General features: G+C 69.9%; 21 protein-coding genes. 9 read left to right on the forward strand and 12 right to left on the reverse strand.

Going from position 1 to position 25595, the window contains the following annotated elements; all coding sequences use genetic code 11:
* Positions 1-180: 180 nt before the first annotated feature.
* Together OHA03_RS05175 and OHA03_RS05180 are read right to left on the reverse strand one after the other, a co-directional pair.
* Positions 181-1752 (reverse strand): PucR family transcriptional regulator, encoded by a 1572-nt coding sequence (locus OHA03_RS05175; protein WP_267001201.1) that lies wholly within the window; start codon positions 1750-1752, stop codon positions 181-183.
* A 173-nt stretch (positions 1753-1925) separates the two neighbouring features.
* Positions 1926-4349 carry an ATP/GTP-binding protein gene (locus tag OHA03_RS05180; RefSeq protein ID WP_267001203.1) on the reverse strand — a complete coding sequence of 808 codons (2424 nt, stop codon included), beginning with the start codon at positions 4347-4349 and terminating at the stop codon, positions 1926-1928.
* A 257-nt stretch (positions 4350-4606) separates the two neighbouring features.
* Between OHA03_RS05180 and gabT the strand changes: the two genes are divergently transcribed.
* Complete coding sequence (gene gabT / locus OHA03_RS05185) at positions 4607-5947, forward strand: 4-aminobutyrate--2-oxoglutarate transaminase (RefSeq protein ID WP_267001205.1); 1341 nt, start codon at positions 4607-4609, stop codon at positions 5945-5947.
* 359 nt (positions 5948-6306) lie between these two features.
* Positions 6307-6897 (forward strand): phosphatase PAP2 family protein, encoded by a 591-nt coding sequence (locus OHA03_RS05190; protein ID WP_323181152.1) that lies wholly within the window; start codon positions 6307-6309, stop codon positions 6895-6897.
* Here the strand turns inward: OHA03_RS05190 and OHA03_RS05195 are convergent.
* The 7 genes from OHA03_RS05195 to OHA03_RS05225 form a co-directional block, all read right to left on the reverse strand.
* Positions 6882-8708, reverse strand: coding sequence for a chitinase (locus tag OHA03_RS05195; RefSeq protein ID WP_267001209.1), 1827 nt, complete (start codon positions 8706-8708; stop codon positions 6882-6884). The genes OHA03_RS05190 and OHA03_RS05195 overlap by 16 nt on opposite strands.
* Before the next feature lie 342 nt (positions 8709-9050).
* Positions 9051-10466: an FAD-binding oxidoreductase gene (locus tag OHA03_RS05200; RefSeq protein ID WP_267001211.1), complete on the reverse strand. Its 1416-nt coding sequence runs from the start codon at positions 10464-10466 to the stop codon at positions 9051-9053.
* Positions 10467-10489: 23 nt separating this feature from the next.
* Entirely contained in the window at positions 10490-11293 is an 804-nt protein-coding gene (locus OHA03_RS05205) for an ABC transporter permease (protein ID WP_267001213.1), read from the reverse strand.
* Entirely contained in the window at positions 11293-12225 is a 933-nt protein-coding gene (locus tag OHA03_RS05210) for an ABC transporter permease (protein WP_267001215.1), read from the reverse strand. Before OHA03_RS05210 ends, OHA03_RS05205 begins: the two co-directional genes overlap by 1 nt.
* Positions 12222-13373, reverse strand: a complete 1152-nt coding sequence (locus OHA03_RS05215) for an ABC transporter ATP-binding protein (RefSeq protein WP_267001217.1) — start codon at positions 13371-13373, stop codon at positions 12222-12224. The genes OHA03_RS05210 and OHA03_RS05215 overlap by 4 nt, the downstream gene beginning before the upstream one ends.
* A gap of 58 nt (positions 13374-13431) precedes the next feature.
* Positions 13432-14682 (reverse strand): spermidine/putrescine ABC transporter substrate-binding protein, encoded by a 1251-nt coding sequence (locus OHA03_RS05220; protein WP_267001219.1) that lies wholly within the window; start codon positions 14680-14682, stop codon positions 13432-13434.
* Between the two features lie 42 nt (positions 14683-14724).
* Positions 14725-16239 carry a gamma-aminobutyraldehyde dehydrogenase gene (locus OHA03_RS05225; protein ID WP_267001221.1) on the reverse strand — a complete coding sequence of 505 codons (1515 nt, stop codon included), beginning with the start codon at positions 16237-16239 and terminating at the stop codon, positions 14725-14727.
* 206 nt (positions 16240-16445) lie between these two features.
* Here OHA03_RS05225 and OHA03_RS05230 point away from each other — a divergent pair, with 206 nt between their 5' ends.
* Positions 16446-16994 carry an NADAR family protein gene (locus OHA03_RS05230; protein ID WP_267001223.1) on the forward strand — a complete coding sequence of 183 codons (549 nt, stop codon included), beginning with the start codon at positions 16446-16448 and terminating at the stop codon, positions 16992-16994.
* Positions 16995-17105: 111 nt separating this feature from the next.
* Here the strand turns inward: OHA03_RS05230 and OHA03_RS05235 are convergent, their stop codons facing one another.
* On the reverse strand, positions 17106-17816 hold the full coding sequence (locus OHA03_RS05235) for a DUF4190 domain-containing protein (RefSeq protein ID WP_267001225.1): 711 nt from the start codon (positions 17814-17816) through the stop codon (positions 17106-17108).
* Positions 17817-17949: 133 nt separating this feature from the next.
* On the opposite strand from OHA03_RS05235, the gene OHA03_RS05240 reads away from it, so the two are divergent.
* The 6 genes from OHA03_RS05240 to OHA03_RS05265 all read left to right on the forward strand — a co-directional run bounded on the left by OHA03_RS05240 (position 17950) and on the right by OHA03_RS05265 (position 23798).
* Positions 17950-18984 carry an adenosine deaminase gene (locus tag OHA03_RS05240; RefSeq protein WP_267001227.1) on the forward strand — a complete coding sequence of 345 codons (1035 nt, stop codon included), beginning with the start codon at positions 17950-17952 and terminating at the stop codon, positions 18982-18984.
* Positions 18985-19007: 23 nt separating this feature from the next.
* Positions 19008-19712, forward strand: coding sequence for a glycerophosphodiester phosphodiesterase (locus tag OHA03_RS05245; RefSeq protein ID WP_267001229.1), 705 nt, complete (start codon positions 19008-19010; stop codon positions 19710-19712).
* 75 nt (positions 19713-19787) lie between these two features.
* Positions 19788-20594: an SAM-dependent methyltransferase gene (locus OHA03_RS05250; RefSeq protein ID WP_267007931.1), complete on the forward strand. Its 807-nt coding sequence runs from the start codon at positions 19788-19790 to the stop codon at positions 20592-20594.
* A gap of 5 nt (positions 20595-20599) precedes the next feature.
* Positions 20600-21790 carry a sensor histidine kinase gene (locus OHA03_RS05255; protein WP_267007932.1) on the forward strand — a complete coding sequence of 397 codons (1191 nt, stop codon included), beginning with the start codon at positions 20600-20602 and terminating at the stop codon, positions 21788-21790.
* Positions 21787-22515 carry a response regulator transcription factor gene (locus OHA03_RS05260; RefSeq protein WP_267001231.1) on the forward strand — a complete coding sequence of 243 codons (729 nt, stop codon included), beginning with the start codon at positions 21787-21789 and terminating at the stop codon, positions 22513-22515. Before OHA03_RS05255 ends, OHA03_RS05260 begins: the two co-directional genes overlap by 4 nt.
* A 98-nt stretch (positions 22516-22613) precedes the next feature.
* Positions 22614-23798 carry a serine hydrolase gene (locus OHA03_RS05265; protein WP_267001233.1) on the forward strand — a complete coding sequence of 395 codons (1185 nt, stop codon included), beginning with the start codon at positions 22614-22616 and terminating at the stop codon, positions 23796-23798.
* 1 nt (position 23799) lies between these two features.
* On the opposite strand, the gene OHA03_RS05270 is transcribed toward OHA03_RS05265, so the two are convergent.
* Positions 23800-24345: a hypothetical protein gene (locus OHA03_RS05270; RefSeq protein WP_267001235.1), complete on the reverse strand. Its 546-nt coding sequence runs from the start codon at positions 24343-24345 to the stop codon at positions 23800-23802.
* 54 nt (positions 24346-24399) lie between these two features.
* Entirely contained in the window at positions 24400-25563 is a 1164-nt protein-coding gene (locus tag OHA03_RS05275; RefSeq protein ID WP_267007933.1) for a spermidine/putrescine ABC transporter substrate-binding protein, read from the reverse strand.
* Positions 25564-25595 lie beyond the last annotated feature (32 nt).

Below are 25595 nucleotides of genomic sequence, written 5' to 3' on the forward strand. Positions count from 1 at the left end.
GGAGTCGTGGGGTGTCCTGCTCCCCCACCGTAGGGCCGTACGGTCGGCCTGGCGTTTGTCCGGTGCGGAGCAGAAGCGGGAAGGCATGCGCCGGTTTGTCGGATGACCCGGACCGCTGGAACGGTTCACCACGACCGTCCGGCAAGCAGTTACGTGCCCAGCGGGCGGACGGGCTTCATCTCACGGCGTCGTCGGGGAGCTCGTGGCCTTCAGTGCCAGCCACAGCTCCATCCGCACATCCGGGTCGTCCAGGGAGCGGCCCAGGATCTCCTCCACCCGCCGCATCCGGTACCGCAGGGTGTGGCGGTGCACACCCAGGTCGGCCGCGGCGGCGTCCCACTGGCCGTGGTGGCTGAGCCACGCGCGCAGCGAGGCGACCAGGTCGCCCCGGCCCTTCGCGTCGTGTTCGCGCAGGGCGCGGAGCATGCCGTCCGCGAAGGCCCGGACCGCGTCGTCCGCGAGCAGCGGCAGGACCGAGCCGGCCGCCAGCTCCTCGTGCTCGACCATGGCCCTGCCCCTGCGGCGAGCGACCGAGAGTGCCTGTTCGGCCTGCTTGTACGCGGCGGAAACAGCGGTCGGGCCCGCCGGTGCGGACAGCCCGACGACCACCTCGGTGTCCGCCGGCGCCGCCTGGTCCTGCGGGGTTCGCTCCTCCTGGGCCTCCGCGTATGCCGCGCAGGCCGCGACGGCCGCACCGCCGTCCGCCGCGAGGACGACGAGCCGTTCTCCTTCGGGGACCATCAGCAGGGCCTCCCCGGACCGGGCGGCCGCCGACTCCATCGCCTCGCCGAGCGGTGCCGGTGTCGCCGGATCGGACGCCTCCGCGATCAGCAGGCGGAACGGGGCGTCGAGCAGCCCTCCGTACAGGTCTCCGGCAACGGCCCGCGCATGGTCCGGCTGGCCCGCGAGGAGCATCCGGAGCACCGCAGCGCCCAGCCGCTGTTCGGCGCCCTGGAGGGCGCGGGAGCGGGCGGTGGTGAGGGTCAGCAGGGCGACCGCCGAGTGCACGGCGTAACGCTCGGCGGTGCCGAGGGCGGACCCGGTGCCCACCGCCAGTGCGCCGCGGGCCCGGCGGCCCGTGCCCAGGGTCTGGAGCTCGACCCGGTCGTCGGTGTCACCGACGACGACGCTCGCCGGGGCGGGGCGGTCCCGCAGGCGTTCCACATCGGGGGTGAGCCGGGCCGCTCTGCGGGCGGCCCAGTCGGGGGCGGCGGCCACGACGGCGCCGGAGGCGTCGTACAGCGCGGCCCAGCCGTCGACCTGGGCGGCGAGCCGGCTGAGGAGTTCGCCGGGGCCCTCCCCGGCGAGTGCGGCCTTGGTGAGATCGCGCTGGGCCTCGAAGCCCGCTGTCACGGCCCGGTACTGGTCGGCGGCGATCGCCGAGGAGACGGCCTTGGCGATGGCGAGGAAGGCGGTGCGGCGCGGGACTTCGAGGAGCGGCAGTCCCACCTCCTCGGCGGCGTCGATCAGCGGCTGCGGCACCTCGTCGTAGTTGACGCCCACGGCGAAGCCGAGCCCGACGACTCCGGCGTCGGCCAGCCGGCGCACGTACCGGCGCATCGCTTCGGGGTTCTCGGCGTCGAGGTTGGTGGCGGTGATGAGGAGGAGTTCGCCACCCTCCATGTACGGGACGGGGTCGGCCAGCTCGCTGGCGTGCGCCCAGCGCACCGGCGCGTCGAGCCGGTCCGCCCCCGCACGCACCGTGAGTTTGAGTGCCGAATGCTGGACGAGCGAGGCGAGAGTAGGGGGCATGGGGACCGCGGGACCTTCGGAGTCGATTTCGCCGTCCCGTACGAACGGCTCCTCCCGATTCTGCCAGGACGGCAGGGTCCGCCGTAACCACTCTCAGTGATCCGGCACCGCCGCGGCCCACCGGATCCGCTGCGGTGGACCCGGCCCGCACGTCATGGCCGCCCGGCCCCGGTTCAGCCGTTCAGGTTCACCAGCAGGGGCGGCGCGTGCTCCCCTCGTACCGTCGTCAGGGACAGCACCGCGTGTCCGGCCGGGACGCGATGGGCCAGTTCGGAGGCCGACCAGCGTTCGCGCTCGACCTGGCGCACGGTCACCGCGTCCGTGGTCACCGCCTTGCCGGTGACCAGCTTGCGGAAGGCGTGGATGGCCCGGGTCATCGGCTGGTCGGCGAAGACCGTGCGCTGGGTGACGTCCCGGGTCTCGACCCATTCCGTACCCCATGCCTCGGCGAACCGCTTGCCGTCCCAGGTGGTGATCCCGGAGAACGCCATCCGGCAGCCGACCGCACCCAGCAGCGCGGTGTGCAGGCTCTCCGGGACGTCGTCGAGGGTGCGCAGCGTGAGCACGGCCCCGGCGTGCGCGGAGCGCAGCCGCTGGATGCCGCGGACGGTGTCGGGGGTCAGGGTGCGGGTCGCGTCGTCGAGGACCAGGCAGGCGAAGAGCGAGCGGTCGGCGCGGGCGGCGGCGCTCGCCGTGAACTGGGCGAGGACGAGACGGGCCAGCATCCGCGACGCCTCGGCGTGGCCGCGTTCGGGCAGGTCGATGCGGACCCGGAGCGGGTGCTCCAGGGCCCGCAGGGAGAAGGGGCGGGCCTTGCCCGTGGTGTCGAAGAAGTCGGCGAACGCGGGCCGGTCGAGCAGCGCGACCCGGTCGGCGAGTGCGGGCCCGGGGTCTCCGGGAGCCCCGGACTGGCGGGCACGGGCGTCGAGTTCGCGGTGCATGCTCTGCCCGCCCGCCGCGTCGACGGCCTCGCGCAGGGCCGCGAGCGCGGCCGGGACACCGTCCAGCAGCTCCCGTAGCTCGGGAACCGAGGGAAAGCGGCCGTGGGCGGCGCGGTAGGGGCCGAGGAGCTGCGCGAGGGCGGTGGCGGCTCGTCTGCTGTCCACTTCGGGGAGGTCTCCGACGAGCCCCTCGGCCAGGACGGCCGCGGCTTCGTCGGGGTCGGCGGTGCCGCCGTAGATGTCGAGATCGTGGACGGAGGCCGGATCGCCGAGCTTGACCACGACGTCGAACCCCTCGTCGGCGCCGAGCTGGGTGCCGGTGGCGCATACCGCGACTACGGCGGCCCGCCCGGCGAGCGCCTGAAGGGCGAGGGATTCGACGACGGGCCGGATCAGTGCGCGGCTCTTGCCCGCCCCCGGCGGTCCGACGGCGAGCAGCGAGGTGCCGAGCAGCCCGGGGTCGAGGGCGATTCCGCTGCCGCGGCGCGCATAGGGGTTGCGCTCGTTGTCGTCGACCGTGCCGAGCCTGACCTGGTCGACGAGCAGATCGTGCCGGGCCGAACGGACCGGGAGATCGCGCGCGCCGGAGGGATGGGTGCAGGCGGCGGCGCCGTTGCGCAGCACGGTGTCGGTGAAGGCGGGCAGCCGGGTGCTGTCGGCACGTACGGAGGTCCAGGCGCGTCGGATACGGGCGTAGTCGACGTCGTTCATCCGGCCCGACCGGGCCTCCTGGGCGAGCCTGGCGGCGGCCTGGTCCTGTCCGGCGGCGCGCAGGTCGGGCCACTCGGCCGGATCGTCCGCGCCGCCCGCCGCCCGGGCCTCCGCGTCGTGGCCTGCCTCGCGGGCCGTGCCCCGGTCCGCGGTTCCGCGCGCGCTCCCCGGGGTGCCGGCCTGTGCCGTCGGCTGCTGCGCACCTCCGGCGTTCCTGCGGCGCAGCCGGGACCATCGGCCCAGCTTCGCGAACGGCCACACGATCACCAGGGTGATCAGGGCGTACAGCGTGTACGTGACCACGGTGGTCAGGGTGCGGTCGGTGCCCATCCACGGGCCGGCCACGAAGCTGAAGGTGAGCTCCATGCCGGGCACGGTCCCCGTCCACACGAGGATCCAGACCAGCAGCGCGCCGGCAGCCGCACCCGCCGCGCGGGCGCCGGGCCCTCGGCCGGCGACCGAGCGTTCGAAAGCGGCGGGCCAGTTACCCAACCGGCCGAACCCGTAGACGATGGCTCCGATGATCAGCAGGCGGTAGACCTCGAGCGCGCGTACCGCCCCATGGGTCAGCGGCTGGTGGTCGAACGGTCCCCACCATTCGTGGGGGGTGAAGAGTGTCAGCGGGACCCGCCAGTACGGGATGTATCCGTTGCGCCAGAGCGACCAGACGAGGATGCAGGCAAGGAGCGAGATCACCGCTCCGCTGAGCAGCGTGCGGTCGGGCGTGCGCTCCGCCTCCTCTGCGGGCCGGTCGCTGTGTCCGGACCGCCAGACGCCCGGTTCCGCGAGGGGCCTGGGGATGCGCAGCCAGTCCCCGAGGGAGGGGCCGGTGGCCGGTGCGTGGCCCGGCATGGGCGGCAGTACAGGCGGTGGCGGGCCGGCCGGGCGCGGCACCGAATGACCGGAGCGGGTGCCGCGTGAGTCGTACGTGCCCTCGGTGTCCATGTGCTGTCCCTCGTCCCCTGACCAGCGCCGACCGGTAACCACGGGCGCAGGCGCCCCGATCCCCTCAATCTAGTGCCCAGTAGCACCCCGTCAGACGCTGTCCGGCGGGAAGTCCCGCCACCGGTCGCCAGGCCGTCGCTATGTCCGTGACGGACAACCGCGTCGGGCCACTTCTCCCGAACGGAACATGCCGGACCCCCGGCCTCGCCCCTAGCCTGCAGACAGAGAAGCGTCCGAAACACCCCCAGGAGCCCCTCATGACCGCAATTCCGCAGGAGCGCCGCGTCGTCACTGCCATTCCCGGCCCGAAGTCGGTGGAGCTGCAGGCCCGCCGTCTCGCGACGGTCGCCGCAGGTGTGGGCTCCACCCTGCCGGTGTTCACCGCCCGTGCAGGCGGCGGCATCATCGAGGACGTGGACGGCAACCGTCTGATCGACTTCGGCTCCGGCATCGCCGTGACGTCGGTCGGCGCCTCTGCCGAGGCCGTCGTACGCCGCGCGTCCGCGCAGCTCGCCGACTTCACCCACACCTGTTTCATGGTCACGCCGTACGAGGGGTACGTCGAGGTCTGTGAGCAGCTCGCCGAGCTGACGCCGGGCGACCACGCCAAGAAGTCCGCGCTGTTCAACTCGGGCGCCGAGGCCGTCGAGAACGCCGTGAAGATCGCCCGCGCCTACACCAAGCGCACCGCGGTCGTCGTCTTCGACCACGGCTACCACGGCCGGACGAACCTGACGATGGCGCTGACCGCCAAGAACATGCCGTACAAGCAGGGTTTCGGTCCGTTCGCGCCCGAGGTCTACCGGGTCCCGGTGGCGTACGGCTACCGCTGGCCGACCGGTGCGGAGAACGCCGGTGCCGAGGCATCCGCTCAGGCCATCGACCAGATCACGAAGCAGATCGGCGCCGACAACGTCGCCGCGATCATCATCGAGCCGGTGCTCGGCGAGGGTGGCTTCATCGAGCCGGCGAAGGGCTTCCTCCCGGCGATCGCGCAGTTCGCCAAGGACAACGGCATCGTCTTCGTCGCGGACGAGATCCAGTCCGGCTTCTGCCGTACCGGCCAGTGGTTCGCCTGTGAGGACGAGGGCATCGTCCCCGACCTGATCACCACCGCCAAGGGCATCGCGGGCGGTCTGCCGCTCTCCGCCGTGACGGGTCGCGCCGAGATCATGGACGCCGCGCACGCGGGCGGCCTCGGCGGTACGTACGGCGGAAACCCGGTGGCCTGCGCGGGCGCGCTCGGCGCCATCGAGACGATGCGCGAGCTGGACCTGAACGGGAAGGCGAAGCGCATCGAGGAGGTCATGAAGGGCCGCCTCGCCGAGATGCAGGCGAAGCTGCCGAACGGCGATGTCATCGGTGACATCCGTGGCCGTGGCGCGATGATCGCGATCGAGCTGGTGAAGGCCGGCACGAAGGACCCGCACCCGGAGGCCGCCGCGACGCTCGCGAAGGCCTGCCACGCGGAGGGCGTGCTCGTCCTCACCTGTGGCACGTACGGCAACGTGCTGCGCTTCCTGCCGCCGCTGGTGATCGGCGAGGACCTGCTCAACGAGGGCCTCGACGTCATCGAGCAGGCTTTCGCCCAGATCTGATCCGATTCCCTGGCACCGATCCTGATCGGGTCCACGTGAGGGCCTGTGAAGAACGTGTGGGGGGCCCATGGCGGGATCCGGTTCCCGCTGTCGGTCCCCCGTCGGCTGCCGTACGGTTCCTGCAGATGAGAGAACCACCCCGCTCGCAGGGGACTGCGGGTGATACCGGGTCGGAGCATCCCCAGCACCGTCCTGGTCGTGCCATCGCGCACACCACTGGAGCCTCCGGCTCCGGAACTCCTCACCGATCGGATGGCCGCTCGCCCCAAACCCCCCGGGGCGCGCGGCAAACCGATCACGGCGGCCGCCCCGGAACCACCCCCCCTGTTCCGGGGCGGCCGGCTCCTCTCCTCTTCCTCGTGCCGCCGCTTCTCGCGGTCCTCGCACTCCTCACCTGGCAGGTCGCGGCCGACGGCCCGCTGCGCAGGCTGGACGAGCGGATCGGCCGGAGCGTCGCCGGGCACGGCCCCGGCCGCCTCACCGAATTCCTCGCCGATCTCGGCAATATGCAGGTCGCGCTCCCGGTCCTGGGCTGCGCGGTCGCCTACGCCCTGGTGCGGGGCGCACGCCGGGTGCCGCTGTACGCCGTTCTCGCCATGGCCGCGGTGCCCGCACTGGTCGTCCCGCTCAAGGACTGGATCGGCCGGACGGGACCACTGACCGGCGAGACCGGTTACTACCCGTCGGGCCACGCGACGACGGCCGCGGTGGCGTACGGGGCGGCGGCGCTGCTGATCGCGTACCGCACAACGCCTGCAGAACGGTCCAAGCGGTCATGGATGATGCCCGTCGCCGCTGTCCTGCTGACAGTGGCGACGGGCATCGGTCTGGTGCTGCGCGGCTATCACTGGCCGCTGGATGTGCTCGCCGGCTGGTGCCTGAGCGGGCTGTTGCTCGTGGCGCTCAGCTGGTCGAGCGGCCGATCACGGAGACGTCAGCCGCCGAAGTAGGCGTCGAAGTTCTTCGAGAACTCCCCGTTGTTGAAGCGGTCCCAGTTGATCGACCACGTCATCAGTCCGCGCAGTCCGGGCCAGGTGCCGTGCGTCGCGTACGAACCGCAGTCGGCCTTCTTCGTCAGGCAGTTCAGCGCCTTGTCGACCTCGCTGGGTGAGGTGTAGCCGTTGCCCGCCTGGGTGGAGGCAGGAAGCCCGATGGAGACCTGGTCGGGGCGGAGCGCGGGGAAGACCCTGGTGGTGTCACCGGCCACCGGGAAGCCGGTGAGCAGCATGTCGGTCATGGCGATGTGGAAGTCGGCGCCGCCCATCGAGTGGTACTGGTTGTCCAGACCCATGATGGAACCCGAGTTGTAGTCCTGGACATGCAGCAGAGTGAGGTCGTCCCGCAGGGCGTGGATGACCGGGAGGTAGGCGCCGGCGCGCGGGTCCTGGCCGCCCCAGGGGCCCGACCCGTAGTACTGGTAGCCGAGCTGCACGAAGAACGTCTCGGGGGCCATGGTCAGCACGAACTTGTCGCCGTACTTGGCCTTGAGGGTCTTCACCGCAGAGATCAGGTTGACGATGACCGGGGTGGTCGGGCTACGGAAGTCGGTGTCGCCGGTGTTCAGCGAGAGCGAGTGGCCCTCGAAGTCGATGTCGAGACCGTCCAGACCGTAGTCGTCGATGATCTTGCTGACGGAGGAGACGAAGGTGTCACGGGCGGCCGTGGTGGAGAGCTGCACCTGACCGTTCTGGCCGCCGATGGAGATCAGCACCTTCTTGCCCGCGGCCTGCTTGGCCTTGATGGCCGCCTTGAACTCGGCCACGGACTCGACGTTCGGGCACTCGGTGACCGGGCAGAGCGAGAACCGGATGTCGCCCGAGGTGACGGAGGTCGGCTCGCCGAAGGCCAGGTCGATGACGTCCCAGGAGTCGGGGACGTCCGCCATCCGCGTGTAGCCGGAGCCGTTGGCGAAGCTGGAGTGCAGATAGCCGACGAGCGCGTGGGTGGGGAGGCCGGAGCCGCCGCCGCCTCCGCCGCCCGCCGTGGTGGTGGCGGTGACAGCTGCGGACTTGGCGGACTCACCGGCGGAGTTGGTCGCGGTGACCTGGAAGCTGTACGCGGTCGAGGCGGCCAGACCCGTCACGGTGGCGGACGTCCCGGTGACCGAGAGGACCTTCGTACCGCCCTGGTAGACGTTGTAGCCGGCGGCTCCCGTGGAGCCGGTCCAGGAGAGGGCGACGGAGGACGAGGTGATCGTGCCGGCCCTCAGTCCGGCGGGGGTCGCGGGGATCGCGACCGGGTCGCCGCCGGGGCCGACGAGGGTGAGGTCGTCGGCGTAGTAGGTGGGGGTGCCGTACCACCCGTGGGTGTAGATCTTCACGGACGTCGTGGCGGCACCGGTCCTGAACGTGGTGGTGAGCTGCGTCCAGCCGGGAGAGGACGGCGTCCAGGTCGACACATCGGTGGTGCCGGTTCCGGATGCGCCGAGGTAGACGTAGCTGCCCTGCACCCAGGCGCTCAGTGTGTACGTGGAGTCCGGCTTGACCGTGACGGTCTGGGAGCACTCGGCGTTGTCACTGCCGGCCGGCGTCGCCTTGAGTGCGGAAGTGCCGCCGTGGGTGGGTGTGCTGACGACGGCTCCGCTGCCGCCCGTACAGCTCCAGCCGTCCAGACCGGCCTCGAAACCGCCGTTGCGCGCCAGATCGGTGTCGGCAGCCGCGGCGGCCGGCGCCGAGGCTGCCAGGCCACCGACGACGAGCAGAGCCGCCGAGAGGGCGGCCAGAAGTCCGGAAAATCGGGCGGGGGGTCCCGTGCGTTCCACAACGGCCTCCGTGCAGGGGGGAATTGAGTGTGGCGCCACAACATGGTCCAGACCAATCAGGTTGTCAAGACCTCTGGCGCCATCCCCGGCCCGCCGCACCTGCTGTCAGCCCCACCGCCCCGCCCCGGCGCACCGTTCACCCAATCGTGGCCAACTGCGCCAAAGCAGCTCGCGCGCCCGGCAGTTGTGAACCCCGAGCCAGTCATGGCCGGCCTCCCGTTCCGTGTGCACCGACGGTGCGTCCACACGGCGAGAGGGGGTTCGGCCCGGATCTACGCGAGTCGGGGGCACCAGTCGGAAGTGAATCGGGTCACACCCCGACCGGCGTCTCCCGGACCCGGGTCAGCTGTCGAAGCCGAGCCCCAGCCGGTCCATCGTGCGCAGCCACAGGTTGCGCCGGCCCCCATGACTGTCCGCCCTGGCCAGGGACCTCTTCGTGAGTTCGATCCCGGCCCAGGCGAACGGCTCCGGCGGGAACGGCATCGGCTTGGTGCGCACCATCTCCAGACCGGTCCGCTCGGTCCGTTCGCCGGAGAGCAGATCGAGCGTCACATCGGCGCCGAACCGGGTGGCCCCGACCCCGAGGCCGGTGAATCCGGCGGCGTAGGCGACCCGCCCCTGGTGGGCCGTACCGAAGAAGGCGGAGAAGCGGGAACAGGTGTCGATCGCACCGCCCCAGGCGTGACTGAAACCTACCCCTGCCAGCTGCGGGAAGCAGTCGAAGAACTGGCCCGCGAGCTTGAGGAACGTCTCCGGCCGCTGGTCGAGATCGGCGCTCAGCCGGCCACCGTACGGATAGATCGCGTCATAGCCGCCCCACAGGATCCGGTTGTCCTCGGACAGCCGGAAGTAGTGGAACTGATTGGCGCTGTCGCCCAGTCCCTGCCGGTTCTTCCAGCCGATGGAGGCGAGCTGGTCGGCGGTGAGCGGCTCGGTCATCAGCGCGTAGTCGTAGACCGGGACGGTGTACGGGCGCACTCGCTTGACCAGCGACGGGAAGATGTTCGTGCCGAGTGCGACCCGGCGGGCGAGGACCTTGCCGTACGGCGTGCGGACCGCCATCCCGGTGGCGGTCCTGGCCAGTTCGAGGCCCCGGGTGTGCTCGTACACCCGTACCCCCAGATCGAGGCAGGCCCGCTTGAGGCCCCAGGCCAGCTTGGCGGGGTGCAGCATGGCGACTCCGCGCCGGTCCCAGAGTCCGCCGAGGAAAGTCGGTGAGTCGACTTCCGCGCGCAGTGCCTCCCGGTCGAGGAATTCCACTCCGGTGAAGCCGAGTTTCTCGGCTTCCTGGTGCCATTCCCGCAGCTCTTCCAGCTGATGCGGTTCGGTGGCGACATCGATTTCGCCGGTGCGCTCGAATGCGCAGTCGATGGAGTAGCGGGCGACGGCCGCCTCGATGGCGTCGAGGTTCTGCTCGCCCAGCTCCTCCAGCTTCTTGATCTCGTCCGGCCAGCGTTCCAGGCCGTTGGGGAGGCCGTGGGTGAGGGAGGCGGCGCAGAATCCGCCGTTGCGGCCCGAGGCGGCCCAGCCCACCTCGTGCCCCTCGATCAGTACGACGTCCCGTTCCGGATCGCGTTCCTTGGCGATCAGCGCGGTCCACAGTCCGCTGTATCCGCCGCCGATGACGAGCAGATCGCAGTGCTCGTCGCCGGTGAGCGCGGGAAGCGCGTCGGGCCTGCCGGGATCGTCCAGCCAGAACGAGACCGGTCGTGCGCCGGAGAGTGATTGTGCAGCAGTACGCATGGCAGCTGGGGCCATGGTTTCCAACTCCTTCAGGACTTTCAGGGTCGTGCGCTGTTTTTTCGCCGGTTCGTGATGAGTTGGCCGGCGACAACCACCAGAACGGCAATGACGAACATCGCCGTGCCGATGACGTTGATCTGCACGGGTGTGCCGCGCTGCGCCGAACCCCACACGTACATGGGGAAGGTCACGGTCGAGCCCGCGTTGAAATTGGTGATGATGAAATCGTCGAAGGAGAGCGCGAAGGCGAGCAGCGCTCCCGCGGCGATTCCGGGGGCGGCGATCGGCAGGGTCACCCGGACGAAGGTCTGCACGGGTCCCGCGTACAGATCGCGGGCCGCCTCCTCCAGTCGCGGGTCCATCGACATCACGCGCGCCTTGACCGCCGTCACGACGAAGCTCAGGCAGAACATGATGTGTGCGATGAGGATCGTCCAGAAACCCAGTTGGGCGCCCATGTTGAGGAAGAGCGTAAGCAGTGAGGCGGCCATGACGACCTCGGGCATCGCCATCGGCAGGAAGATCAGCGAGTTGATCGCGCCGCGCGCCCGGAAGCGGTAGCGGACCAGCGCGAAGGCGATCATCGTGCCGAGCGCGGTCGCGCCGATCGTCGCCCAGGTGGCGATCTGGAGGGAGAGCGAGAGCGAGCCGCACATGTCGGCGACGCCGCAGGGGTCCGTCCAGGCGTCCAGCGAGAAGCGCTGCCAGGCGTAGTTGAAGCGCCCGTTCGGCTTGTTGAAGGAGAACACCATCACGACGATGTTCGGAAGAATCATGTAGGCGAGGGTCAGCAGACCCGCGATGACGATCAGATGGCGGCGGAGCCAGCGCAGTACGGGCATCAGACCAGGTCCTCCGTCCCGGAGCGGCGGATGTAGACGGTCACCATCAGCAGGACGACCGCCATGAGGATGAAGGAGAGCGCGGCGGCCATCGGGTAGTCGAGGACGCGCAGGAACTGGGTCTGGATGACGCTGCCGACCATCTTGGTGTCGGTGGAGCCCAGCAGTTCGGCGTTGACGTAGTCACCGCTGGCCGGGATGAAGGTCAGCAGCGTGCCCGAGACGACACCCGGCATGGAGAGCGGGAACGTCACCTTGCGGAAGGTGGTGGCGGGGGTGGCGTACAGATCGCCGGCCGCCTCGTGCAGCCTGCCGTCGATCCGCTCCAGCGAGGTGTAGAGCGGCAGGATCATGAACGGCAGGAAGTTGTACGTGAGACCGCAGACGACAGCCATCGGCGTGGCCAGCACCCGGTTGTTCTCGGTCCAGCCGAGCCAGCTGGTGACATCCAGGACGTGCAGGGCGTTCAGTACGTCGACGACCGCGCCGCCGTCCGCGAGGATCGTCTTCCAGGCGAGGGTACGGATCAGGAAGCTGGTGAAGAAGGGCGCGATGACCAGCACCAGCACCAGATTGCGCCAGCGGCCCGCCTTGAACGCGATGAGATACGCGAGCGGGTAGCCGAGCAGCAGGCAGAGAATCGTCGCGGTGCCCGCGTACAGCAGGGACCGGATGAACTGCGGGTAGTACTCGGACAGCGCGACCCAGTAGGTCTGGACGTGCCAGGTGACCTCGAACCCCTTCTCCAGGGATCCGGTCTGTACGGAGGTCGATGCCTGGTAGACCATCGGCAGGGCGAAGAAGACGACCAGCCAGAGGATGCCGGGGAGCAGCAGCCAGTACGGGACGAGCCGCTTGCGGGTGGAGGCCTTGCGTACGGGGAGTTCGGCGGGGTCCTTGGGCGGCGCGGGCGGCGCTTCGGTGACGGTCACGTCGCGTCCTCCACCGTCTCCACACCGGCGTCGATGTCCTGGGCCGCGTCGAGGCCGAAGGTGTGCTCCGGGTTCCAGTGCAGGACGACCTCGGCGCCGCGGGTGAGTCCCGCGCGATGCCCGACGTTCTGCTCGTACACCTGCAGTGCCTTGCCGGCCGGGCTCTCCACCACGTACTGCGTGGAGACGCCGATGAAGCTGGAGTCGACGATCCGGCCGGTCACCCGGTTGCGTCCGGCGGCTATGGTGTCGGCTTCGCCGGCAGATGCGAGGGAGATCTTCTCCGGGCGGATGCCGACCAGGATCCTCCCGCCGAGGGCGGTGGGTGCCGAGCATCGCCCGGCGGGCAGTCGCAGAGTGCTGCCGCCCACGCCGACGAGGATGTCCGTGCCGGACTCGGTGATCTCGCCCTCGATGAGGTTGGAGGTGCCGAGGAAGTTGGCGACGAAGGTCGTCTTCGGGTTCTCGTACAGATCGGCGGGGGCACCGAGCTGCTCGACGCGGCCCGCGTTCATCACCGCGACGGTGTCGGCCATGGTCATGGCCTCCTCCTGGTCGTGGGTGACATGGATGAACGTGATGCCGACCTCCGTCTGGATGCGCTTGAGCTCGAGCTGCATCTGGCGGCGCAGCTTGAGGTCGAGGGCGCCGAGCGGCTCGTCGAGCAGGAGCACCTGCGGGTGGTTGATCAGGGCTCGGGCGACGGCTACGCGCTGCTGCTGACCGCCGGAGAGCTGGTGCGGTTTGCGCTTCGCGAAGTCGCCGAGCTGAACGAGCTCCAGCATGTCGTCGACCTGCTTCTTCACCGACTTGACGCCGCGCCGGCGCAGACCGAAGGCGACGTTCTCGGTGATGTCCAGGTGCGGGAAGAGCGCGTAGCTCTGAAAGACGGTGTTGACGGGCCGCTTGTACGGGGGCAGGTCGGTGATGTCCCGGCCGCCGAGCGAGATGGTGCCGGTGGTGGCCTCCTCCAGCCCCGCGATCATCCGCAGGGTGGTGGTCTTGCCGCAGCCGGACGCTCCGAGCAGGGCGAAGAAGGAACCCTGCGGGACGGTCAGGTCGAGCGGCTGGACGGCGGCGAAGGAACCGTACATCTTGCTGATCCCGGTGAGGCGGACGTCGCCGCCTTCTGTCTGCTGCTGTGTCATGGGTCGCAGTCCCAGTGGTGTCAGGGGGAGATCGGGCGAGGGGGAAAAGGCACGGCGGTCAGGCGCCGATGAGCTTGGCGAACTTCTCCTCGTACGCCGTCTCTTCCTTGCTTGTCAGCGAGCGGAAGGCGTGCGATCGGGCCGCCATCTCCTTGTCGGGAAGGATGAGTGTGTTGGCAGCCATCGCCTTGTCGATCTTGGTGAGTTCCTCGCGGACACCGTCGACAGGACAGACATAGTTGATGTAGGCGGCAAGCTGGGCGGCGACCGGCGGCTCGTAGTAGTAGTCGATGAGCTTCTCGGCGTTGGTCTTGTGCCGGGCCTTGGCGGGGACCAGCATGTTGTCGCTCGACGTGATGTAACCGGCGGCCGGGATCGCGTACTTGATGTCCGGGTTTCCGGACTGGAGCTGGATGATGTCGCCGGCCCACGCGATGCAGGCGGCGATGTCACCCTTGTCGAGGTCCGCGGTGTAGTCGTTGCCGGTGAAGCGGCGGATCTGCTTCTTGTCGACGCCCTTCTGGATCCGGCCGATCGCCGCGTCGAAGTCGGCGTCCGTGAACGTCCCGGGGTCCTTGCCCATGTCGAGCAGGGTCATGCCGACGGAGTCACGCATCTCGGAGAGGAACCCGACCCGGCCCTTGAGGGAGGGGTCGTCGAGCAGCTGCGTGATGGAGTCGACCTTGCGTCCGCCGGTCGCCTTGGAGTTGTAGGCGATGACGGTCGGAATGCCGGTCCAGGGGTACGAGTAGGCGCGGCCCGGGTCCCAGTCGGGGGTGCGGAACTGGGACGAGAGATTGGCGAAGGCGTGCGGCAGGTTCACCGGGTCGAGCTTCTGGGCCCAGCCGAGCCGGATGATCCGCGCGGCCAGCCAGTCGGTGACGATGATGAGGTCCCGGCCGGTGTCCTGGCCCGCGGCCAGCTGCGGCTTTATCTTGCCGAAGAATTCGACGTTGTCGTTGATGTCCTCGGTGTACTTGACCTTGATCCCGGTGCGTTTCGTGAACGCCTCCAGGGTGGGCCGGTGCTTCTCGTCCTCACTGACGTCCATGTATTCGGTCCAGTTGGAGAAGTTGATCTGCTTCTCCTTGGCCGAATGGTCGTCCGAGGCCGCTGCGGCGTCCCCTTCCCGCTTCGCGGGCGGAATACCGCATGCGCTCAGCGTCCCCAGTCCGCCGAGCGCGAGCGCGCCCAGACCGGAGGCGCGGATGAGTGAACGCCGGGTGAGGGCGCCCCTGCCGCTGGTCAGACTGCGCCGCATCGCGGCCAGCTGCGCTGCAGAGAGGTGCTCCGGCTCGTACTGCTCCATGCGCGTTGCCCTTTCGGGTGGGAATGGCCGTGGTCGGCCGGGCTATCGGTCCCCGAAGATCGTGCGGTGCCAGTCCTTGCGGGCGACCGCGGTGTTGTCATACATCACGTGCTTGACCTGCGTGTACTCCTCGAAGGAGTACGCCGACATGTCCTTGCCGAAGCCGCTGGCCTTGTATCCGCCGTGTGGCATCTCGCTGATGATCGGAATGTGGTCGTTGACCCAGACGCAGCCCGCCTTGATCTCGCGAGTGGCGCGGCCCGCCCGGTACACGTCCCGGCTCCAGGCGGAGGCGGCGAGTCCGTACGGGGTGTCGTTGGCAAGAGCGATGCCCTCGTCGTCGGTGTCGAAGGGCAGCACGACCAGGACCGGGCCGAAGATCTCCGACTGGACGATCTCGCTGTCCTGGGCGGCTCCGGCGACCAGCGTCGGCCGGTAGTAGGCGCCGTCCTCGAGGTCGCCGCCGGGCGCCTCGCCACCGGTGACGACGGTGGCGTACGCACGGGCGCGCTCGACGAATCCGGCGACCCGGTCCCGCTGGGCGTGGCTGATCAGCGGGCCGAGGTCGGTCGACGGGTCGAAGGGGTCGCCGAGCCGGACGGTCGCCATCAGCTCGGCGACCCCATTGACGAAGGCGTCGTAGAGCGGGCGCTGGACATAGGCGCGGGTGGCGGCGGTGCAGTCCTGGCCGGTGTTGATGAGCGCTCCGGCGACCGCGCCGTTGACGGCGGCGTCGAGGTCGGCGTCGTCGAACACCAGGAAGGGGGCCTTGCCGCCCAGTTCGAGGTGGAGGCGCTTGACGGTCGCGGTGGCGATCTCGGCGACCCGCTTGCCCACCGCGGTGGACCCGGTGAAGGAGGTCATCACGACGTCCGGGTGGCCGACCAGGTGCTCGCCCGCGTCCTTGCCCGCCCCGGTGACGATGTTGATCACGCCGTCCGGGATGCCTGCCTCGGTGGCCGCCTGCGCGAACATCAACGAGGTCAGCGGGGTGATCTCGGCGGGCTTCAGCACGATCGTGTTGCCTGCCGCGATCGCCGGGAGGATCTTCCAGGCGGCCATCTGGAGCGGGTAGTTCCAGGGAGCGATGGAGCCGACGACACCGATCGCCTCACGACGTACGTACGAGGTGTGGTCGCCGTCGTACTCGCCCGCGGACCTGCCCTCCAGATGGCGGGCGGCGCCCGCGAAGAAGGAGGTGTTGTCGATGGTCCCCGGCACGTCGAACTCGGTGGAGAGCTTGATCGGCTTGCCGCACTGGAGCGACTCGGCGTACGCGAAGTCGCCGGCCTGCTCGGCGAGTACGGCGGCGAAGCGGTGCATCGCCTCGGACCGCTCGGCCGGTGTGGCGCCGGACCAGCCGGGGAAGGCTTCCCGGGCGGCGGCGACGGCCGCGTCGACATCGGCGGTGCCCGCCAGCTCGTAGGTGTAGACGGTCTCGCCCGTCGCCGGGTTCACGACCGCGTGACTGCGTCCCGATGTGCCGGACCGCAGACTTCCGCCGATGTACTGCGCGCCGTCCGCGAAGCGGTCCTGCACCTGGAAGCCGTTGCCCATGACGCTCTCCTCCGCCGCTGTTCCCGTCGACCGGGGCGGCGTAGCTTCTGCTCGAATTGAGTGCCGATCCTGACAGAGGACACTGAGCCCAACAAGTGATTCCGTTGTTGCCTTTTGGTTACGCGACGGAATCTGTCGACCATGTGTCGCGTCGATACGGAATTCCCCGTACGGAGTGTCAGTGGCGGATGCCACACTCGCATGTCATGGAGCACATGAACGATCTTGTGGCGCGGACCCGTCGCGGCGAGCAGGTGAAGTACCTGCGGTTCTGGGGACACCGCCCGCTCCCGGACGGGCGGATCGGTGCGAGCTGTCTCAGTCAGTGGTGGCCGTCGCCGTTCACCGTCGACGGCGTGGCGTACGCGTCGGCCGAGCACTGGATGATGGCCGGCAAGGCGCGGCTCTTCGGCGACGAGGAGGCGGAGCACCGGGCCGTGTCCGCGAGCAGTCCCGCTGCGGCGAAGAAGACGGGCCGGCTGGTCCGCGGTTTCGACGAGTCCGTGTGGGAGCGGGAGCGGTTCGCTCTGGTGGTGGCGGGCAGCGTCCACAAGTTCGGCCAGAACGCCGAGCTGCGGGAATTCCTGGTGAACACCGGGGACCGGGTGCTCGTCGAAGCCAGCCCCGTGGACCGGATCTGGGGCATCGGGCTGGCGGCGGACGATCCGCGTGCCGAGAACCCGGCGCGCTGGCGCGGGCTGAATCTGTTGGGGTTCGCGCTGATGGACGCGCGGGCGGAGCTGCGCACGCCATGAGGCGGCCCGGATGCGCGACGGCCGGGCGGACCGGAGCCCGGCCCGCCCGGCCATCGGGTGGGATACGCGGCACCGGTCCCGCAAGGTTCCGGTACCGCCGCCCGGCATCGCCTATCGCGTGACGTCGACGACCAGGGACGAGGAGTACGGGTCGTCGTTGTAGGTGTTGTCGTCGAACTCATCGGCATGGGTGACGAACAGCCAGATGAAGAAGCCGATGATCGCCACCCCGAGAACCATGCCGATGGACCCCATGATGATCCCGGCGAGCGCCTGACCGCTGTTGGTCGCCTCGCCGCGCTGCACCCGCTTACGGCCCAGGATGCCGAAGATCAGGGCGAGTGCGCCCAGGATCAGACTGGGTATCCCGTAGATGCAGAACAGGCAGACGGCCAGGATGCCGAGCACCATGGCTGCCGTACCCATGCCGTTGGAAGGCGCACTGCCCCAGGACGTCTGGCCGTAGGCGGAATACCCCGGGTAGCTCCCGTACTGCGCGCCCGGCGCGGCCGGGTAGCCGTACTGCCCCGCGGCCGGCGGGACCTGCTGGCCCGGTCCGTTCGGTGCGATCGGCGGCGGCGGTACCTCCCCGGGGCCGGAGGCCGGCGCCGGCCCCGTCGGAGCTCCCGGACCGAACCCCGGTCCGGTGGCAGGTGCGGACCCTTCCCCCACACCCGGCATCGAGGTCACGGTCGGCTGGTCGTGCACAGCAGGCGGACGAGGATCACCGGACGGCTTCTCCAGCGGCACTCTGCTGTCCGGCGGAGCCCATGGGTCGCGTGGCTCCGCCCCGCCCCCTGGCTGCTCTGTGTTGTCTGACATGGGCCTCCCCCATCGTGGTCCCGTCATGCTACGGCCCGCTCCCGCCGGTCCGGCCCCGGCCTACGATGATCCCCGTCCCGCCCCGGGCCGCAATGCGCCCGGACCGCTCGAACCGCACGTTCCGGAGGATCCGATGACCGATCTGCACCCCTTCATCGCGGGGCTGCCCAAGGCCGAACTGCATGTCCACCATGTCGGATCCGCCTCGCCCCGCATCGTCGCCGAACTGGCCGCCCACCACCCGGACTCCAAGGTCCCCACAGACCCCGAGGCGCTGGCCGACTACTTCTCCTTCACCGACTTCGCTCACTTCATCGATGTCTATCTCTCCGTCGTGGACCTGATCCGCACCCCGGAGGACGTCCGGCTGCTGACCTTCGAGGTCGCCCGTGACATGGCCCGCCAGAACATCCGGTACGCGGAGCTGACCGTCACCCCGTTCAGCTCGACCCGGCGGGGGATCCCGGAGCAGGGCTTCATGGAGGCCATCGAGGACGCCCGCAAGGCCGCCGAGGCCGAGCTCGGGGTCGTACTGCGCTGGACGTTCGACATCCCCGGCGAGGCCGGACTGGAAGCCGCCGAGGAGACCACCCGGCTCGCGGTCGGACTGCGGCCCGAGGGGCTCGTCGCGTTCGGGCTCGGCGGTCCGGAGATCGGCGTGCCCCGCCCGCAATTCAAGCCCTACTTCGACCGGGCGATCGCCGAGGGCCTGCACTCCGTCCCGCACGCCGGGGAGACCACGGGCCCGCAGACCATCTGGGACGCCCTCACCGAGCTGCGCGCCGAGCGCATCGGCCACGGCACCAGCGCCACCCGGGACCCGAGGCTCCTGGACCACCTCGCCGAGCACCGGATTCCGCTGGAGGTCTGCCCGACCTCGAACATCGCGACCCGCGCCGTCACCGACCTCGACCGGCACCCGGTCAAGGAGATGGTGGACGCCGGCGTTCTGGTCACCATCAACAGCGACGACCCGCCGATGTTCGGCACAGACCTCAACAACGAGTACGGGGTGGCGGCCCGTCTCCTCGGCCTGGACGAGCGGGGTCTCGCCGCACTCGCGAAGAACGCGGTGGAGGCCTCGTACCTCGACCCGGCCGGCAAGCGGACGCTGGCCGCCGAGATCGACACGTACACGACGAGCTGGCTGGAGCGCACCGGCCGGTGACCGGAGGCGGTGACAATGGCCCCATGGCCACCTCTGTCACCGCCGTGGCTCACCGCGGCGATCCGTACCGTGTCCGCGAGAACACCCTCCCGTCGATCCGCTCCGCGATCGAACGGGGGGCGGACGCGGTCGAGATCGATGTCCGGGTCACCCGCGACGGGGTGCCCGTCCTGCTGCACGACTCCACGCTGGAACGGCTGTGGGGCCACGATCGCAGGCTGGACGGGCTCACCCATCAGGAGCTCACCGAAGTGACCGGGGGCGGTGTGCCCACGCTGCGCGAGGCGCTGCTCGCCGCCGGAACGCATCGCCTCATGGTCGACCTGCCCGGCTCCACCGACGATTCGGTACGCAGGACAGTCGGTGTGGTCCGCGAGTGCGGGGCCGGGGAGCGTACGTACTACTGCGCGGGCCCCGAGGCCATGCTCCGGGTGCGCGCAGCCGATCCGTCCGCCGAGATCGCCCTGACCTGGACGTCGCTCGCCCCGCCCCGTGCCGGTCTGCTGGAGGCGGTGAAGCCGCGCTGGCTGAACTACCGGTTCGGTCTGGTGAGCCAGGAGTTGACGGACCGTGTCCACCGGGACGGGCTGCTGGTCTCGGCCTGGACAGCCGATACCAGGCGCACCATGCGCCGCCTGATCGCGCACGGCGTCGACTCGATCACCACCAACCGGGTCGACGCCCTGCACGGCCTGCTCGCCAACTCGACTGTCACTGAGCTCCCTTGATCGATCCGGCATGATGGACGGTGCCTCATCGATCGCGATGTCGCCCCCGGCGCCGGAGGAGCAGATGTGACTGATGTGACCGATCCGCGGAGCAACCCTCTTTCCCCCCGTGTCCGTTCCGACATCGCGCACAACGCCCGGGTCTGGAACCACTGGCTGGGCGGCAAGGACAACTACCCCGTCGACCGTGCGGTCGGCGATCAGGTCACCGGCATGTACCCGAGCATCGGCGAAGTGGCCCGCGCCGACCGGGCCTTCCTGGGGCGGGCGGTGCGCCATCTGGCCGGCGACGCGGGAATCGGCCAGTTCCTGGACATCGGCACCGGCCTGCCGACGGCGGACAACACCCATGAGATCGCGCAGCACACCGCGCCGGACGCGCGCATCGTGTACGTCGACAACGACCCGATCGTGCTGGCGCACGCCCGCGCGCTGCTCACCAGCTCGCCGGAGGGTGCGACCACCTACATCGACGCGGACGCCCGTCACCCGGAACGGATCCTGCAGGCGGTCGAACCGACCCTGGACCTGAAGAAGCCGGTCGCGGTGATGATGCTCGGCATCCTGAACTTCGTTCTCGACACGGACGAGGCGCGGGGCATCGTACGGAAGCTGATGGCCGCGATGCCGTCCGGCAGCTATCTGGTGCTCACCCACCCCACGCTCGAGCTGGGCGGCGAGGGCAACGAAGCGGCGATGCGGTTCTGGAACGAGAACGCCACACCCCCGATCACCGCCCGCAGTCGCACCGAGTTCGCCTCGTTCCTGGAGGGCCTGGAGCTCATCGGTCCCGGCATCGTGTCGTGCGCCCGCTGGCGCACCGGCCCGGCCGCAGTGGGGGCCGAGGTCGCCCAGTTCGGCGCAGTGGCCCGGAAGCCGTAGTGGGCATACAGAGGGTGTGGGCGCGCGCACGCGCACTCAGGGGGGCCGGTCCCCGGGCGACGGACATCGGAGTCGCTCTGCTGGTGCAGGGCGCGGTTTCGGTGCCGTGGATCCTTCCCCGGGACCCGCGTCTGGAACCGGCGACCCTGGCGGCGTATCTGCTGACCACCCTCACGGTGCTGCCGCTCGTGTGGCGCCGTCGGGCGCCCGGCCGCGTGCTCCTTGCCGTCATGGCAGCGCAGGCGCTGTACGGACTCGCCGTCGACGGCCCGGGGCAGACCCTTCCGTACACCGGTCTCGTCGCCCTGTACACGGTGGCCGCGCTCTCGCCGTCGCCCACCCGTCAGCTCCTCGGCGCGCTGACCCTCGCGGTCGTCTTCCCGTCGGCGGCACTGAACACGGGCGAGGCCCGTGAGCTGGTGTTCTCGTTGATGGTCTTCACCGCGGCGTACTCCTTCGGCCGATTCACGCATACCCGGCAGGCGTACACCCGCGCGGTGGAGGACCGGGCCCGGCAGCTGGAACGGACGCGCCTGATCGAGGCCGAGCAGGCGGCGGCCCGCGAACGGGCCCGGATCGCACGGGAGATGCACGACGTCCTCTCCCACGCGGTGAGCCTCATGATCGTGCAGGCGGAGGCCGGTCCGGTGGCGGTGCGTACGGCGCCGGAGCGGGCCGAGGCGGCGTTCGACGCGATCTCGGAGGCGGGGCGGGACGCCATGGCACAACTGCGCCGGATGCTAGGCGTGCTGCGCGACAACGAGACCGGCCGGGCTGCTCCGCGCGAACCGCAGCCCGGCCTGGCGGAGCTGCCGGGGCTGGTCGAGCGGGTGCGCCGCAGCGGACTGGGGATCACGTACGCGGCCACCGGGTCGGCCCGGACGCTGCCGCTGGACACCGGGGCGGCCGTGTACCGCATCGTGCAGGAGGCACTGACGAACGTCGTCAGACATGCGGCCGCGCACACCGTCTCCGTACGACTCGCCTACGGCCCGGACGAGTTGACGCTGACAGTGACCGACGACGGGCGCGGTCCGGGAAGCGGGCATCGCAGCGGGCACGGACTGGCCGGTATCCGTGAACGCGCCACCGCCCACGGCGGAACCGCCCGAACCGGCCCGGGCCCTGGCGGCCGCGGGTTTCAGGTCCGCGTCACCATCCCTCATGTCATATCGACGGTGGAGGTGGGGAGTTGACGATCCGCGTAGTGGTGGCCGACGACCAGGAACTGGTCCGCAGCGGCTTCGCGATGATTCTGGACGCGCAGCCGGACATCGAGGTCGTGGCCGAGGCGGGTGACGGGGCAACGGCGGTCGACGCGGTGCGCCGGCTGGATCCCGAAGTGGTGCTGCTGGACATTCGCATGCCCGTGATGGACGGCATCGAGGCATGCCGGGCGATCAGCGCACAGACGTCCTGCCGGACGGTCATGCTTACCACGTTCGACTCCGACGAGTACGTCTACGAGGCACTGCACGCCGGCGCGAGCGGCTTTCTGCTCAAGGACGTCCGCCGCGACGATCTGGTGCATGCGGTACGGGTGGTGGCGGCCGGCGACTCGCTGCTCGCACCGTCCGTGGCCCGCCGCCTGATCGCCGAGTACACCGCACGCCCGGTCGCCTCGGTCGCCGTGTCGTCCGCACGGCTCGACATCCTGACCGCCCGCGAGCGCGAGACTCTGCTGCATCTGGCGCGCGGCCTGTCGAACGCGGAGATCGCAGCAGCGCTGGTCGTCAGCGAGCACACGGTGAAGACGCATGTCGGCCATGTGCTGTCCAAGCTGGGCCTGCGCGACCGCATCCAGGCAGTCATCTGCGCCTACGAGGCGGGGCTCGTCGCTCCCTCGCCCGGGGGAGAGCCCGCGCTCCTCTCCCCCGCGCAGGCGAGAGAAACACCCGACGAGGACCGCTCGCTCCGGTGATCCGCCGGCGCCGCGTGATCAACAAGATGGAGTCCATCGGAAAGCGACGGCCGGAATCCGACCGGCTGTCACGGATTCCACGCCCCGGAGGCACCACGATGAACGTCCGCGCCCGTACCGTCCTCGCCGCCGCCCTGGTCCTCGGTATCGCTGCCGGTCCAGCGGCCCCGGCTCTCGCCGCCGCCCGCACGGCTGCGGCCGCCCCGATGTACGACGTCCCGGACGCCGAGACGCTGAAAGCAGTCATGTCGGGGCTGCCGAGCAAGGACGCAACGGCCGCTCTGGTACGGATCGGGGGCACCGACGGCAGCTGGCGAGGCAGTTCCGGCGTCCACGACCTCAGGTCGAACCGCCCGGCCGATCCGGATGCCCGGTTCCGGGCGGGCTCGGTGACCAAGGTCTTCACCGCGGCCACGGTCCTACAGCTCGCCGCCGAGAAGAAGGTCGATCTGGACCGGCCGGTCCGCGCCTATCTGCCCGGGCTGATCCCGGCGGCGTACGCGAAGGTGACGGTGCGCCACCTGCTGAACCACACCAGCGGCCTGCCCGCACCCGACTTCCCCGGCACGACCGTGGAGGAGTGGTACGAGAACCGCTTCCGGATCCACACGCCGCGCGGCATGGTCACCTCGGCGACGGCGAAACCGGCCGAGTTCCCGGCCGGGACGCGACAGCATTACCTCAACATCAATTACACCGTGGCCGGACTGCTGGTCGAGCAGGTGACGGGCCGCACCTACGAGAGCGAGGTCGGCCGCCGCATCCTGCGCCCACTGGGGCTGCACGGCACGTCGTTCCCCGGAAGTGACCCGCGCATCCACGGACCGCACAACCACGGCTACCAGACCATGACGTCGGCGGACGGCTCCATCGGGCTGCGCGACGTCAGCGTCTGGGGCGCGACCGACGGCTGGGCGGCGGGCGACATCATCTCGACCACCGCCGACCTGGAGCGCTTCGTCACCGCCCTGTTCCGCGGTCGGGTGGTGCGCGGCCCGTGGCTGGAGGAGATGTTCACACTGCCCAGCCCTTCGGTGCGCGACTACCTGACGGGCCAGCCCGCCGCCTACAGCGCGGGACTGACCTCGTGGGAACTGGGCGGCCACCAGGTCTGGGGCAAGACCGGTGGCCGCTGGGGCTACAACGCGGGGATCGGGGCCTCACGGGATCTCTCCCGCACCATGGTCTACAGCGTCAATTCCACGGACGCGAAGGGTGCGGACACGAACGATGTGGTGATGGGGCTGGTCGTCGCCGCGTTCGGCCGTCCGTCGGAGAGCTGAATCAGCCGGCCGATGCAAGTTCCGGGGCCCCCGCCGGCTCCGGCACCTGCGGCAGGGTCTCCAGCCGCTTGATCATCCGGCGGACGACGAGCAGCGGGATCACCCCGATGACACCGAACGACATGTCGATGACCGACCACCAGAAGGGGATCCCCCGGACCGGTCCGCAGATCAGCGCGAGCGGGATGATCCCGGCGCACGCGATCATGCCGAACTCGATGACCCAGATGTTGCGGACCGGGTCGCGGTACGGACCGTAGAAGGCGACGGCGATGACGAGATGCGCGAAGGCCAGCCAGTCGGTGCCGTACAGCACGAAGGGGTACTTCGCGTCGGCCTCGTCCAGACCGGTCCGGACCCGGGTGATCCACTCCATCAGAGCCGGGAAGTGCTCGGGAACGGGCGAGGCCGAGGACTTCAGCAGGTCCTCGGTCCAGTGGAGTTCATGGACGAGCGGGAAGGCAGTGAGCCCGCTCAGCACCAGGCAGACAATAAAGACGACCAACCACACGCGTATGCGCCTCAGCAGGGCTCTTCGCTCGCTCATGCCCGCAGCGTAAGCCCGGGTTTACGCGCCCTTTACGCCGCCCCGGCACCTCGCTCAGAGACCGACGATGGAGTTCCATTTCTTCGCGAACTCGGTGCGTTCCTCGGACGTGATGTCGCGGGCGATCGCCAGCCGTGCGCGCATCGCGTCGTCGGGGAAGATCAGTGGATCCTCGGCGAGGGCGGCGGTCTCCTCGTCCTTGGCCGAGGCCAGCACCTCGCGGGCGGCCGGGACGGGACAGACGTAGTTGACCCAGGTGGCGAGTTCCGCGGCGACCTCGGGCTCGTAGTAGTAGTCGATCAGTTTCTCGGCATTGTGCTTGTGACGGGCGAGGTTGGGGATCATGAGCGATTCCGCCCAGAGCTCGGCCCCCTCCTCGGGCACCACGAACTCGATCTCCGGGTTGTCCGCCTGGAGTTGGATGACATCGCCCGAGTAGGCCTGGCAGGCGAGCACATCGCCGGTGGACAGATCCTTGATGTAGTCGTTGCCGGTGAAGCGGCGGATGTGCTTCTTCCTCACCAGCTTCTCCACCTGGTCGCACGTCGTGTAGAAGTCGTCCCGCGTCCAGCGGGTGATGTCGACGCCGTTGCCCTGCATCAGCAGGGCGAACGACTCGTCGAGCCCGGACAGCAGCGTCACCTTGCCACGCAGGTCGTCCGCCCAGAGATCGCTCGTGTGCTTGATCTCGCGGCCGAGCTTCTTGCGGTTGTACGCGATGCCGGTGATCCCGGACTGCCAGGGGACGCTGTGCATCCGCCCCCGGTCGAAAGCGGGCGAACGCAGCTGCGGGTCCAGGTACTTGGCGACGTTGGGCTGCTCGGTCCGGGCCATCTCCTGCACCCAGCCGAGCCGTACGAACCGGGCGGCCATCCAGTCGCTGATGACGATCAGGTCCCGGCCGGTCTGCTGGTGGTTCATCAGCGCCGGGCTGATCTTCCCGAAGAACTCGTCGTTGTCGTTGATCTCCTCGGTGTACCCGACGGAGATCCCGGTGCGCTCGGTGAACGTGTCGAGGGTGGGCCGCTTGGACTCGTCCTCGTCGTCGGTGTCGATGTACAGCGGCCAGTTGGCGAACCGCAGCGTGTGGTCGGTGGAGGAGAAGTCGCGTCCGGCGCGGTCACCGGGCTGCACATACGCGGCGGGCACTCCGCAGCCGGCCAGCGTGGCACCGGCCGCTCCCGCCCCGAAGGCGCGCAGCAGGGACCGGCGGGACATGGGGTGGTTCGGGATCGCTCGCACCTGCGCAG

The sequence above is a fragment of the Streptomyces sp. NBC_00154 genome (assembly GCF_026342835.1).
Lineage (GTDB): Bacteria > Actinomycetota > Actinomycetes > Streptomycetales > Streptomycetaceae > Streptomyces.